This window comes from Actinoplanes missouriensis 431 (assembly GCF_000284295.1).
GTDB classification, from domain to species: domain Bacteria; phylum Actinomycetota; class Actinomycetes; order Mycobacteriales; family Micromonosporaceae; genus Actinoplanes; species Actinoplanes missouriensis.
Map to the genome: position 1 here is coordinate 4708154 of NC_017093.1, position 13258 is coordinate 4721411.

Below are 13258 nucleotides of genomic sequence, written 5' to 3' on the forward strand. Positions count from 1 at the left end.
TCCTATGCACGGCCCCGCCACGGGATCAGCCGGTTCTCGGCCGTCCGCAGCAGGGCGTCGATCAGTAGTCCGGACAGGCCGATGGCGAACAGGCCGAGGACGACCACGTCGGTCTGGGAGTAGCGCTGGGCGTCGCGGACCATGCCGCCGATGCCCGGGACGCCGTTGATGGTCTCGGCGGCGACCACCGAGGAGTACGCGACGCCGACGGCCAGCCGGATGCCGGTGAAGATCTCCGGTAGCGAGCTGGGCAGCACCACGTCGCGGGTGACCTGCCAGCGCCCGGCGCCGAGCGCGCGGGCGGCCTCGATCAGGCCGGTCGGCGCGGACTGCACGGCCGAGGCGGTGGCCACCGCGACAGGCGGCATCGCGGCGATGGCGAGCAGCCACAGCTTCGGCGTCTCGTCGATGCCGAACCAGATGATGAACAGACTGAAGTAGGCCAGCGGCGGCAGCGCCCGCACGAACGTGACGACCGGCTCGGTGACCACCCGGATCCAGCCGACCGTGCCCATCACCACGCCGATGATCAGGCCGGCGCCGACGCCGATCGCCGAGCCGATGAGGATGCGGCGCAGGCTGATCCCGAGATGCTCGACGAGCAGGTGGCCGCTGTAGCCGCGCAGCCCGTCGTGGACGGTGGAGGTCTGGATCAGCTGGTGCCACACCGCCCCGGGCGACGGGATGAACGTCGGGTTGCGGGTGACCCGGGCGGCGATCTCCCAGAGCGCGGAGAGCACGGCGAGCGCGAGCAGCCGCAGCAGGATCCGGCGGCGCCGGCCGCCGCGCGGCGCGAGCGGGTTGCCGGGCCGGGCCGGGCCGCCGATCGACGTTTCCGGGGCCGGCGCGGCCGGCGGGCTGGAGACAGAGGTGGTCACGAGGTCACTCCCGGGAATGCGGGCGCCGATCGGCGCGCCCACATTTTCTATCGGGTTAATAGGAATATGGCAAGGGGCGTCTCACCCGCGCGGGATGAGGCAGCTTCCCCGGCGGCGCGGCTAGCTTGTCGTTCACGTCAGCGGCGTTCACGTCAGCGGGGAACGAGGATCGCGATGAGTCCACACGAGGTTTTGCCGTTTCCGCCCACGCCGTCGGCGAGCATCGCCGGCCGCACGGTGCAGGAGTCCACCTACGAGCGGCGGGTCGAGCCGCGCCGGCTGCCCGAGGACGCGCCCAACATCGTCATCATCCTGATCGACGACGCCGGCCCGGCGCTGCCGGACACCTACGGCGGCGAGGTGCGCACCGACACGCTGACCCGCGTCCACAACGGCGGCATCGGCTACAACCGGTTCCACACCACGGCGATGTGCTCGCCGACGCGGGCGTCGCTGCTGACCGGCCGCAACCACCACCGGATCGGCAACGGCCAGATCGCCGAGCTTGCCAACGACTGGGACGGTTACGCCGGCGAGATCCCGAAGAGCAGCGCGCTCGGCGCCGAGGTGCTGCGCCAGTACGGGTACTCCACAGCCGCGTTCGGCAAATGGCACAACACGCCGGCCGTCGAGACCACCCCGGCCGGGCCGTTCCACAACTGGCCGTCCAACATCGGCTTCGAGTACTTCTACGGCTTCCTCGCCGGCGAGGCCTCGCAGTACGAACCGAACCTGGTCCGCAACACCGACACCGTGCTGCCGCCGAAAACCCCGGAACAGGGTTACCACCTCAGCGAGGACCTCGCCGACGACGCGATCGGCTGGCTGCGCAAGCACCAGGCGTTCCAGCCGGACAAACCGTTCTTCATGTACTGGGCCACCGGCTGCCTGCACGGCCCGCACCACATCATGAAGGAATGGGCCGACAAGTACGCCGGGAAGTTCGACGACGGCTGGGACGCCTACCGCGAGCGGGTGCACGCCCGCGCGATCGAACGCGGCTGGATCCCGGCGGACGCGCAACTGACCCCGCGCGATGCGAGCATGCCGGCCTGGGACGACATCCCGGAAGCCGAACGCCCCTTCCAGCGTCGCCTGATGGAGGTGGCGGCCGGCTTCGCTGAGCACGCCGACGTCCAGGCCGGGCGGCTCATCGACGAACTGGAACGTCTCGGGTACGGGGACAACACGCTCGTCTTCTACATCTGGGGCGACAACGGGTCCTCCGGTGAGGGGCAGAACGGCACGATCAGCGAACTGCTCGCCCAGAACGGCATCCCCACCACCATCGACATGCACATCCGGGCCCTCGACGAACTGGGTGGCCTCGACGTCCTCGGCTCACCGAAGGTCGACAACCAGTATCACGCCGGGTGGGCGTGGGCGGGCAGCACCCCGTACAAGGGAATGAAGCTCCTCGCCTCCCACCTGGGTGGCACCCGGAACCCGATGGCGATCCGCTGGCCCGCGCGGATCGCGCCCGATCCGGCGCCGCGCACGCAGTTCCACCACTGCAACGACATCGTGCCCACGATCTACGAGCTCGTGGGGATCACGCCGCCGCGCACCGTCAACGGCGTCCCCCAGGACCCGATCGACGGCGTCAGCTTCGCCTACACCTTCGACCAGCCGGCCGCGCCCGGACGGCTGCGCACCCAGTACTTCGAGATCATGGGCAGCCGGGCGATCTACCACGAAGGCTGGATGGCGTCGGCGTTCGGGCCGCGCACCCCGTGGATCCCCGGCCTGCCCGAAGGCATCACCGACTGGACGCCCGACCACGACCGGTGGGAGCTCTACCACCTCGACGAGGACTGGACCCAGGCGAACGACCTCGCCGCCGAGATGCCGGAGAAACTCGCGCAACTCAAGGAGATCTTCTCCATCGAGGCGGCCCGCAACAGCGTCTACCCGGTCGGCGGTGGGCTCTGGGTGCCGGTCTTCCATCCCGAGCTGCGGATCTCCACCCCGTACCGGGAATGGAATTTCACCGGGAACATCACCCGGATGCCGGAGTTCTGCGCGCCGGCCCTCGGCAACCGCTCCAACGTCGTCACCATCGAGGCGGAGATCCCGTCGCGGCCCAGCGGTGTCCTGTACGCCCTCGGCGGCGCCGGCGGCGGCCTGACCTGCTACATCGACGACGGCTACCTCTGCTACGAGTACAACCTGTTCATCCTGATGCGCACCAGGATCCGGTCCAGCCGCCGACTCGACCCGGGCCCGGCCACCATCGAGATCGAGACCAGCGTGCTGGAACCACGGCCGGCCGGCCCGCTCGGCATCTCACTGACCGTCAACGGCGAGAAGTTCGGTACGGGGCAGGTCCCGACCAGCGCCCCGCTGCTGTTCACCGCCAATGATTGCCTGGACATTGGACAGTGCCTGGGCGGCCCGGTCTCGCTGGACTATTACGACCGGGCGCCGTTCCCCTTCACCGGCCACATCAGCAACGTCAACGTCCGCTACACCACCTGACGCGTCAGCGCGTCTCCCAGACCGGCCGGTCCGGCTCGTCGTTGTGCACGACGATGTCGGCGTGATCGGCCGGCCGGTCCCTGGCGATGTAGAGCTGCTGCGCGGGCAGGTAACGCTCACGCCAGCGCCGCTCGACGTCACCCGGCGAGGACACCCGGCGTTCCCTGACCACGGCACGCTCCACGAGCTTCTCCGGTGAAGCCGACACGAGAAGGCGCAGCTCCCACCGGTCGATCAGCTCCGGGCGCAGCAGGAACACCCCGTCGAAGAGCAGCACGGCGCGGGCCGGGGCGGTTCGCACGGGCGGGGACGACACGGTGTCGGCGGTGTGGTCGTAGACCGCATGCCGGAAGCGGCGATCCCCGCCCGGGCCGAGCGGATCGAGCAGCACACGGCTGAGCGCGTCATAGTCGTGGGCGTCGAAGTAACAACCCTCCGCCGAATACTCGCCACGCGGATAGCGCCGCGCCCGCGGGACGAGGAAATCGTCGATCGTCGCGCGGATGACGTCGCGGCCCTGGACGCGCAGGACGACGGCCAGCTCGTCGGCGAGCGTGGTCTTACCCGAGGCGGGCGGCCCGTCGACGGCAACACGCGCCGGGTGGGCAGCGGTGACGGCCCCGACCGCTTCGGCCAGGTGCGCCAGCAACTCGGCGCGCGTCCCTCGGACCACGGCGACCTCGCTTCGCTGCTCAGGTGACGCTGTGCGCAGGGCCCACCTGGCGACGCCTGCAGTAAGCACACGACGCCCTGCCGATGTTGCGATATCGACCCCGGTCGAGAGGGCGGCGAGGGCCCGCTCCTGTCAGCCCCAGCGCTAGCGTCGTTCACCCGGTGACGTCGGCCGTCAGCCGGCGTACCTGTTCACCACTTCGGGGTGGATCACGATCCGGACCAGGCTGAACCCACTCCACTCGGCGACCAGCTTCTGTTTGGCCGGGTCGCTCATGTCGTAGTAGCGGTCGGCCAGCCGGGCAGCGAGCTCGGAGGCGCCGTCCTCGTGGATCGTGACATGCCCCTCGGTGGACACCCAGTGCTCCGGTTCACCGGTGGGCGCCGCCACCACGAGCGAGGCGCGCGGCTCCTCACGCAGACGCTGCACCTTGGGCGCCTCCGCGAACGAGAAGAGTTGCAGGGTGCCGTCGCCGGCGAGCTCGTACCAGACCGGACGCGGCGCGGGCCAGCGGCCGGGCTTCGGAGCGACGGTGAGGAAGGCGTGCAGCGGACGGGCAAGCAGTGCGAGATCCTTGTCGCGATACATGCGATCCACCCTATGCCGGGCAGCAGATCGACCGGGGTCCCACGTTCTTGCCGGGAAGGATGTCGACATCGGCACGGCCGCTCCGACGTACCGCACCGGATGGCAGCCCGCCTGACGGCCAGTGGGCCGTAACAGCGCTACCTGAACGACAAGCGCAGTCCCTGACACCGAACCGGCCGGGGTGGACGGCGCCATCGGATTCAGTCTCCGATCCCGGCGCGGCCGGTGCGGCGCTGATTCGTACGATCGCCGGCATGGCACTTCGCCCTGTTCAGGTGAACATCAAGGCACGGGACAGCTCGGCGGCCGGCCGGTTCTGGGCACAGGCCCTCGGCTGGCACCTCTTCGAACCTGGCGTGACCACCTACGTCGGACCCACGAGCAAGTTCGTCTGGCCGGATCCGACAACACTCGGCATCAACGTCGTCCCCGTCCCGGACGCCAAGACGGCGGCGAAGAACAGCGCGCACCTCGATCTCGCCACCACCTCAGCGGCCCACCAGGCCGGGCTCGTCGCGCGCCTGCGGGCCCTCGGCGCGACGCCGGTCGACATCGGTCAAGGTGACGTGCCGTGGACCGTCCTCGCCGACCCGGAAGGCAACGAGTTCTGCGTGCTGGAACCCCGGGAGACCTACCGGGACGTCGGTCCGATCGCCCGGATCGTGGTCGACTGCGCGGATCCGCAGGCCATGGCCGGCTTCTGGGATGAGGCGACGGACTGGACACTGCGCGAGGTGACCGGCGACCGCGCCGTGCTGCGCTCCCCCCGGGACCTCGGCCCGTACCTCGAGTTCGTCCGCACGTCCGAGGCGACACCGCCATCGGGCCGGGTTCATCTCGACCTGCGGCCGTACCCCGGTGACGACAAGGCGGCGGACGTGGCGACATTGCGGGCCCTCGGCGCCACCGACCTGGATCTCGGTCAGGGCGACGTCTCGTGGACGTGCCTGAGCGACCCCGAGGGCCACCCGTTCTGCGTCCTCGCCGCCTGAATCAGCCTCGTGCCACTCAGTTGAAGTGTGATCCCTGAACCCGCACGCGCTGAGGTCCGCCGGCTCGCGGCCCTGGTCGAGGATGGTCAACATCTGTCCTTGTGGTTCTGCGGCGACTGCTCGGATGAACTCTCACTCGGCGCCGGTCACCTGCCGTACCGAGAGTGGGCGGGCCAGGTAGGGCTTGAACGGATCGACCAGGCCCGTTCCGGGTTTCTGCCCGACCACCGGATCCTGCCGGGTTGCGGCGCGGGCGTACTTGGACACCGTCCGGTGCGACCAGCCGAGATGTCGGGCGATCCGCCGGAAACCAGCACCCTGTGCCGGCAGTTCGTGGACCAGGGCGTGATGGGCCCGGCGGCGTTCGGCCATCGCCCCGGTCGGCTCGGCAGTCTCCGTCTCGTCGGGCTCATCGAGCGTCGTGTCGGCGGGCTCGGCAAGACAGCTCCTATGCCGGGCGACGCGCTTCTCCACGGCTGCGGCCAGGTTGTCCTGGGCGAGTTCCTCGGCGAGCCCGACATCGCCGACGAGCCGGGCGAGGCTCGCGACGAGCCTCGCCGACTCGATCCGCCATACCGCTTCGACCACGCGGCGCACTGCCGCGGGTCGCTGCTCACCGGTGGCGTCCTTCGTCGACCGTCATGCCGAGGCCGGGAAGTCCTCCGGGCCGAACAGCTTCAGGACGTCGACCTCGCCCTCCCAGCCAGGCCACAGATCGCGGTACGCCTTGAGGAACCGGGTGGCCCAATCGACCGCCTCTTCCTTCGACTGCACGTCGTAGATCGCGTAGCTGATGACCTCTTTCGACGCCGCGAACGGCCCGTCGACAGTCGTAAGTTCGCTCCCGACGAGGCTGAGCCGGGCTCCGCTCGTGCTGGGAGCCAGGCCTGCGGTGTCCAGGAGGGCACCGGCCTCAGTGGCATCCTGCCCCAAGGTCATGACCTGCTGGACGCGGCCGTGGTCAACGATGTCCGACTTACCGGGTCACCGGCGGGAGCAACCTCGAAGCACGGACCACCGTAGGTGTCAGGAGGAATGCCGCCGTCCACTTGGGCGAGGTCCATGATGTGTCCCATGAGACGCCGCCGCCGCGCCTCACGCTGCGCCGGACGGTCCGTCCGGTTACCGCAGAGACCCGCCGTCGACCAGATAGCGCAGGTCGCACAGCAGTTCCGAGACGATCACCGGATCGAGGGCGGCGAAGTTCTCCGCTCCGGTGAGCCGCGCGTCGCGGAAGGTCTGGCTGGGCTGGTCCTGGACGTCGTTGATCGAGATCCCCGGGTCGAGCGGGAACTCCAGGTATCCCGGACCCGGCAGGCTGCACTCCATGGTGAGCTGGATCCCGGCGTCCATCGGTACGCTGCGCCTCCACCACCCGCGACGTTCCAGTTTCAGCAGCCGGTCGACCGGGACGTGGACGCCGACGAACGCGGACAGTCGTCGCTGTGCGGCCTGTTCCGCGGTCATCCGCCACACCGGCCGATGGAGCTGCGGAAACGGCTGAAGGATCTCGTAGTCGGTGAACAACGCCGTCCACGCGGACACGTCGGCCGCCAGGTCCAGCGGATGGGCGACACCGACCACGTCGTCGTCGCTCACCGCGAACGCCTTGTCGTCGACGTCGGCCATGCTGCTGTCCTCGGCCACCCGGAACGCCGTGCCCACCACCCTGTCCGCATCGTAGGTCACCCACACCAGGCGCCGGACCAGGTGCCGCATCAAGGGATGCCCGACCAGCAGCCGCCGGAACTCTGCGCCGGTCCACCGCCGCCGGACCACCATCGCCTCCTCCAGCCGGCGGACCTGATCCGCGGCCACCGAGCGCAGGTCCTTCTTCAAACCTGAGAATCTCCGGTACGCCGCCGTCGCGAGCGCCTCGTCGTCGCCGGCGCCCGGTTTGGGCAGCTCCTTGCGCGTCCTGCCGTCCTCATCCATGACGATCGGCCGGAGCTGCTCGTCGAAGGTCACCCCGAAGCGACGCGGCCCGTAGTCCAGGGTCAGCGTGCTCCGATCACCCAGCCCGAAGTCGGGCACCAACCGATCGGCCAGTTGGTCGGAGGTCAGTCCCAGTTCCGCGGCGACCGCCCGGACCCGGCTGTCCGCGCCGTACCGCAGCGCCTCGAACCTCACCTTCCGCGAGATGGCGTGCAGGTGGACGAGCGCCAACTCGGAGCCGATCGCATAGAGCACGTCGAGCCCGGTCATGGCACGTGCGTGACCGCCCGTGCCCGGCCAGGCGCGGACGACCGGGCTGAGCCGGCGCACGGTGTCGTCGTCGCCGATCACGGCCAACGCCTCGAGCACCCAGCTCTGCTTCGGCGGGAACCCCGCCGACTCCCACGCCCGGAACAGGGACCAGCCGAACTCTGCCAGCGCCGCCGCGTCCAGCGTCTCGCGCACCGCCGCCAAGCCCGGGTACGGCAGACCCAGGCGGGACAGGGCGAGCATCGTGCACAGATGCCGCACCGCCTCGGACGGCAACGCGAAACGGCGATCGCGCAACAGCACCGGGGTCAGCGAACCGGCGTCCTCGATCCATGGCGGAAGCTCCGGCAGCTGTGCCGGTACCACCTCCGCCGGGTCGGCAGACAGCAGCAGCTGCACCGCGGACGCCGCAGCAGCGCCGTGCTCGGCGGCGCCCGCCCGCACCGTGTCGGCGTGGCCGTCTGCGACGAGCACCCGCAGCGCCTGCTCGGCCGCGCGACGCTCCGCGCCGATGGGACCGACGGCCGCCGGGATGAGATCGCGCGCCGCCGCAGCCGGGTGCCGGCGGAGCCAGCTCACCGCGATCCACCGCACCGACTTCAGCCGGTCCAGCCACTCGGCCATCAGGGCGGCGACCCCGGCGCCTTCGGCGGGCAGCAACAGCGGGCCGTAGACGTCGAGCGAGCCCCGTTGACGGTTGCGCTGCACCACGACCGGCAACGCGTCCACGTCGAACCGGGCAAGCAGATGGGGCAGGGTCCATCCCGGTGACCAGAAGCTCGTCGGACGCCAATGGGGCAACAGCTGCAGCGCCAGCGTCCGCGGCGCGCCGACGAAGAACTTCTCCTCGTCGGCGGCGTGGCTCATCCGGCCCTCGCGCAGCCTTGCCGCCTCCCGCTCCCAGTGGTCGAGGCCGGCGGCGTCCTCCGGCCCCGGCTCCTGGAAGTCGGGCACCAGCGCTTCGCGCTCGCCGGGCGCCCAGCACATCCGCGGCACGTCCGGCGGCGTCAGCCCGTCCACCACCACCGCCCGCTCGGCCACCGTCCGCGCACCCGTCCACGGCGGCGTCACCAACAACGGGTGCACCAACGCCGCCGGCGCCTGCGGCGGCGCCGTCGCCGACGCCAGAATCGGCTCCACCCGGTGCCGGGCCACCTGCGGCAACGACGGCAACGCGGCACTCGCGGCCGCCGGGTTCGCCGTCGCGTGCCGGCGCAACAACTCGGCCGCCCGTCCCCGGTTCTCGCCCGGGTCGCCGGCCGCCGTCCCCAGCAGACGCAGCGCCCGGACCGGGAACCGCCGCATGGCGTCGTTGAGCCCGGCCTCAACGAGCTTGTCGTCCGCCTGGCGCATCAACGCCTCGAACGCCTCGTCGGTCGGAATCAACGCCAGAGCACCGATCACCGCGCGCCGCTGGTCGGCGGTGTACACGTTCCGCTTGCGCAGGAAGTCGATCAGGCGCGGCGTCAACGCCGCCCCGATCCCATCGAGCAGTGTGGCCAGCAATTCGCGCCAGCTGAGCGCGTACCCGTCGATCTTTCCGGACAGCTGACCCCACTGCTCGGATGTCGAGACCGCGTACGCGACCAACTCGATGCGCCGCAGGTCGGCGCCGCAGTCCTCGTCGACCCACTGCGACTCGGTCGGCATCAGATACGTGGTGACCGTGCGCTGCCCCGACGAGCGATAATCCCCCAGGGCTTGCCGAGCCCGCTCGTAGTCGGCGTCGCCGGCAACGGCCAGCCGGGCCCGCATCCGCTTCGCCAGCAACAGCCAGGGTCCGAAGCTCCACCGGCCGTACCGGTCCGTCGGCGTCAATCGGCGCAGGTTCTTCTGCTTGTCAGGGAGCGCGTAGCCGGACGACGCGACGTCCAGACCGGCGGCCTCCGCGACGGCGCGGGTCGCGAATGTCAACCCGTGTGCCGCGATCCACCCGTCGGCGAGCACCGCCAGCTGCCCGAGCTCCCGATGCTCACACGCATGCATCGACGCGACCACGGCCGCCGCCGCGCCGAGCGGCGTCACCCGGCTGCCGTCCAGGAACCCCTCGGCCGCGGCCACCAGTTCACGGTCGCTCCTCGGCGCCCCCAGCACTTCCGCCCGCTCCGCGCTCTTGGCCGCCATGACCGCCTCGGCCTTCGCCACCGCGCCCGCCGGCCGCGGCAACGAAGCACCCGCGCGACCGCCACGCCGCGGGTGAACCCTGCGCATCCACTCGGCCGGCAGCACCAGCACGTCCTCGTCCGGTAACCCGGCCGGCCCCTCCGCCGCCCCGCTGTCCGGCGCAGTCGGCGGACCCGCGTCACCCTCCGGCGCAGCCGACCGGCCCGCGTCGCCGTGCGTCGCCCTCAGCCCGCCCGTAGCGCCGACCGGCATGGCCGGTCCGGGAACGACCGGGTCGGACACCGCCGCGGCGCCCGTCTCCACGTAACCCTTCGACAATTTCTCGGCGACGAGCCTTTCCACATGCGCGATCGCCGCCACCTCGTCGGCCAGCTCCTTCACCCGTGTCTGTCCCGCTGCGCCGACGCGTCCGAATCGGACGGTCACCACGGCGCCGTCCCGCGACACCCTCCAGGATTTCGCCGATCCCGCACCCCGGTGCTCGAAACAGCGCATTCCGACCAGCTCCTCGATCTCGATCAATTGGCGGCGGGCGACACCGTAGCCCCGGGGTCTGACAAGAACACGTGGCCGACGCCGGTCCCTGGTGAGCATCACAAGGCCGCATGACGAGGCACCAGCTGGGCGATCACCCTACTGAGCATGGCCGCCGACGGCCTTGGGACCGCCATCCGACGCATCCGGCAGCCGGCGTACGCGATCCTGGCCAAGCTGCGGTGCTGCCCACGCCGCGCCACTGACAGCGGGGCAGGCTGAGTCGTCGTGACGCCGCCCGAGCCGGTCCGTGCTGGATACAGTGCGACCATGCGTTATGCGGGTGCGGGACCAGGTGTGATCACTCCGGACGGGTGTGCAGTGGAGTACTACTCGCTGCTGCCGACCATGGGAGAACCAGAGATCGTCCATGCGGCGGTGCCGAGCGGCGCGTCGATCCTGGAACTGGGCTGCGGCACCGGTCGTATCCTGCGCCCCCTCGCCGCGCTCGGCCACCGGGTGCACGGGGTGGACGAGTCGCCCGCGATGCTGCAGCGGCTGGGTGGCCTACCCGGAACGCTGGCGCGTCTGCAGGACGTCCGCTTGGACCAGTCCTTCGACGTGGTGCTGCTGGCCAGCACCATGATCAACGGAGACCTGTCGCTGCGCCGGGCGTTTCTGGCCACCTGCCGGCACCACGTCGGCCCCGCCGGTCTGGTCGTCTTCCAGCAGAACGCGCCGGCCTGGTTCGACACGGTGACGGAGTCGTCCGCGGAGATCGCCGGCATCCGGCGCGTGGTGCGTTCCGCGCGGCGCCAGGGGGACCGAGTGGACGTCGTCGTGGACTATCACGTCGGTGATCAGACCTGGACGCACGAGTTTCCCCGGTACGCCATCACCGAGGACGAACTCGCGCGGAACCTGCGGGAGGCAGGACTGCGGTTCGACCAGTACCTCACCGGTGATCGATCCTGGTTCACGGCCCGTCCCGTCTGACAGACGTATACCGGGCAACCGAGTGTCGTTGCAGAATCAACGGCCGGGCGCCGCCTGGACGCCGTTAGGGTGACATCGGGCGGACAGCTTGTGACCACCGGAGCCGTTGGGGAGCCTTGACCCCACAGGTGTCGCGCAGCGCGGTGCCGCAGCCCCCCGGTCGGGACATCTCCATGGTGCGACGATATCCAGGCTCGACGCCCCGCCGAGCCGGGCCGATCCGTGCCACCATCCGGCCCCCGTACCTGTTCGAACGCTACGACCCTGGTCAAGGCGACGGTATCGACGTCGGCCTGGACGTGGAAGCCTCGGTGGTGACCCTCTCCGTACACGGCACCTGGGGACTCGGCCTGTGCCGGACCACCGATACCGCGATCCGTAAATGCCTGAGCGAGCATCCTTCGACCCTGCTCATCAACCTGCACGCCCTCACCGACCCCGATGGCAGCAGCGCGGCGATGTGGATGGCCACCCGACGGCGCGCCGCCGCTATGAACCCCGGCGTGCGGACCATCCTCTGCGCTCAGCCCGGTACCGCGCTCGTGGCTCGGCTCCACCGGCTCGGCATCATCCGGCTCCTGCCGGTCTTCGACACCTTGGCGGCGGCGCGGACCGCGACCACCAACCGGCAACCGCTGACCGACCGGATCGAAATGCGGCTGGAACCGCATGACCGTGCCGCGGCCACCGCCCGGGAAGCGGTCACCGGCGCATGTTCCGGCTGGCAGCTGGCGCACCTAGGCGACCGCGCCCGACTCATCATCTCCGAACTGGTGCTCAACGCTGTGGAACACGCCGGCACCGCCGTCACGGTCATACTCTCGCGCCGCGGGGACGGCCTGCACATCGCGGTGCGTGACGACAATCCCTGCTTGCCCCAACTCCGCGACGACCCGCCGAACCTCCGGGACACGCCGCCGTTCCGGCGCGGCACCGGACTGCACGTCGTCCACGCCGCCGCGACCGCCTGGGGAGCGATGCCCACCACCCACGGCAAGGTGGTATGGGCGACGCTCAGATCCTGGGCGCGGCCATGACAACGAACCCCGGCTGATGCGGACGGGCGTCGAGACGACGTTCTGAGCGTCCGGGCAGCTTCCGCTCCCGGCCTACGATCCCGCGGGCACTTCGGAGCCCGGCACCCCGGCGTAGTCGGGCAGGTCGACGCCGTTGATCGCGCGTTCGACGACCGCCATGAGCGCCTCCATGTCCGGCTCCGGGGCGGCCTCGGCGTCCGGGCCGGGGACCACACGGCTCTGCACGTGCAACCGGCCGATCTCCTGGTTGGCCTCGACGAACGGACGCATCCGCTGCTCGTAGCCGGCGAACCCGGCGCGCGGATCCCATCCTGCGGCGGCCTGCTCTCCGGCCAGCAGGTACGCCCCGACCAAGGCCATCCCCGTACCCCCGCCGGAGAACGGCGACGAGCTGAACGCCGCGTCCCCGAGCAGCCCCACCCGGCCGCTGGACCAGCGGTCCATCACGACCTGGGCGACCTGATCGAGATAGAAGTCCTCGGCGTCGTCGAGGTGCGCGAGGATACGCGGGGTCAACCAGCCCAAGCCGGCCATCCGCTCCCGCAACAGGTCCTTCTGGGCCGCGACGTCGCGGTAGTCGATGACGAAGTCGGGCGCGGGGAAGGACAGCATGGCCATCGCCCGGGTCACGTCCGGGACAGGCCGCAGGCCGGCGGAACGCCCGGACCCCTTGTCCTTTCATCCTGGGTGAGCTTCGCGATCCGGTCGCCGAACACATACTCCACACCGTCGCGGGTGACGTCGTAGACTTTGACACCGCTCACAACGCCCCCTCATGGTCCGAACCGGATCGATGGTGCCGGAACGGCCCTC

At 70.5% G+C, this 13258-nt stretch carries 12 protein-coding genes; 4 read left to right on the forward strand and 8 right to left on the reverse strand.

Features of this window, described 5'->3' with window-relative positions:
- Positions 1 to 2: 2 nt before the first annotated feature.
- Positions 3 to 878, reverse strand: a complete 876-nt coding sequence (locus AMIS_RS22080; RefSeq protein ID WP_014444603.1) for an ABC transporter permease — start codon at positions 876 to 878, stop codon at positions 3 to 5.
- A 174-nt stretch (positions 879 to 1052) separates the two neighbouring features.
- Here AMIS_RS22080 and AMIS_RS22085 point away from each other — a divergent pair, with 174 nt between their 5' ends.
- Positions 1053 to 3356 (forward strand): arylsulfatase, encoded by a 2304-nt coding sequence (locus tag AMIS_RS22085; RefSeq protein WP_014444604.1) that lies wholly within the window; start codon positions 1053 to 1055, stop codon positions 3354 to 3356.
- A 4-nt stretch (positions 3357 to 3360) separates the two neighbouring features.
- On the opposite strand, the gene AMIS_RS22090 is transcribed toward AMIS_RS22085, so the two are convergent.
- Together AMIS_RS22090 and AMIS_RS22095 are read right to left on the reverse strand one after the other, a co-directional pair.
- A complete protein-coding gene (locus tag AMIS_RS22090; protein ID WP_014444605.1) occupies positions 3361 to 4029 on the reverse strand; it encodes a nucleoside/nucleotide kinase family protein in 669 nt (222 codons plus the stop codon).
- Positions 4030 to 4203: 174 nt separating this feature from the next.
- The gene (locus AMIS_RS22095) at positions 4204 to 4617 is read right to left on the reverse strand and encodes a pyridoxamine 5'-phosphate oxidase family protein (RefSeq protein WP_014444606.1); all 414 of its coding nucleotides are present in this window, start codon (positions 4615 to 4617) and stop codon (positions 4204 to 4206) included.
- 254 nt (positions 4618 to 4871) lie between these two features.
- Between AMIS_RS22095 and AMIS_RS22100 the strand changes: the two genes are divergently transcribed.
- Entirely contained in the window at positions 4872 to 5609 is a 738-nt protein-coding gene (locus AMIS_RS22100) for a VOC family protein (RefSeq protein ID WP_014444607.1), read from the forward strand.
- 132 nt (positions 5610 to 5741) lie between these two features.
- On the opposite strand, the gene AMIS_RS44185 is transcribed toward AMIS_RS22100, so the two are convergent.
- From AMIS_RS44185 to AMIS_RS44660, 3 genes are all read right to left on the reverse strand, one after another.
- The gene (locus tag AMIS_RS44185; RefSeq protein ID WP_231859053.1) at positions 5742 to 6197 is read right to left on the reverse strand and encodes a hypothetical protein; all 456 of its coding nucleotides are present in this window, start codon (positions 6195 to 6197) and stop codon (positions 5742 to 5744) included.
- A 51-nt stretch (positions 6198 to 6248) separates the two neighbouring features.
- A complete protein-coding gene (locus tag AMIS_RS22110) occupies positions 6249 to 6548 on the reverse strand; it encodes a YciI family protein (protein WP_014444609.1) in 300 nt (99 codons plus the stop codon).
- 183 nt (positions 6549 to 6731) lie between these two features.
- Complete coding sequence (locus AMIS_RS44660; RefSeq protein WP_051042106.1) at positions 6732 to 10460, reverse strand: DUF4132 domain-containing protein; 3729 nt, start codon at positions 10458 to 10460, stop codon at positions 6732 to 6734.
- A 282-nt stretch (positions 10461 to 10742) separates the two neighbouring features.
- On the opposite strand from AMIS_RS44660, the gene AMIS_RS22120 reads away from it, so the two are divergent.
- Both AMIS_RS22120 and AMIS_RS22125 read left to right on the forward strand, forming a co-directional pair.
- Positions 10743 to 11408, forward strand: coding sequence for a class I SAM-dependent methyltransferase (locus AMIS_RS22120; protein WP_014444611.1), 666 nt, complete (start codon positions 10743 to 10745; stop codon positions 11406 to 11408).
- A gap of 128 nt (positions 11409 to 11536) precedes the next feature.
- Positions 11537 to 12445 (forward strand): ATP-binding protein, encoded by a 909-nt coding sequence (locus AMIS_RS22125; RefSeq protein WP_051042109.1) that lies wholly within the window; start codon positions 11537 to 11539, stop codon positions 12443 to 12445.
- Between the two features lie 72 nt (positions 12446 to 12517).
- Here the strand turns inward: AMIS_RS22125 and AMIS_RS22130 are convergent, their stop codons facing one another.
- Both AMIS_RS22130 and AMIS_RS44200 read right to left on the reverse strand, forming a co-directional pair.
- Entirely contained in the window at positions 12518 to 13075 is a 558-nt protein-coding gene (locus AMIS_RS22130; RefSeq protein ID WP_014444613.1) for an FAD-dependent monooxygenase, read from the reverse strand.
- Positions 13072 to 13209: a hypothetical protein gene (locus tag AMIS_RS44200; RefSeq protein WP_014444614.1), complete on the reverse strand. Its 138-nt coding sequence runs from the start codon at positions 13207 to 13209 to the stop codon at positions 13072 to 13074. Before AMIS_RS44200 ends, AMIS_RS22130 begins: the two co-directional genes overlap by 4 nt.
- Between the last annotated feature and the right edge of the window lie 49 nt (positions 13210 to 13258).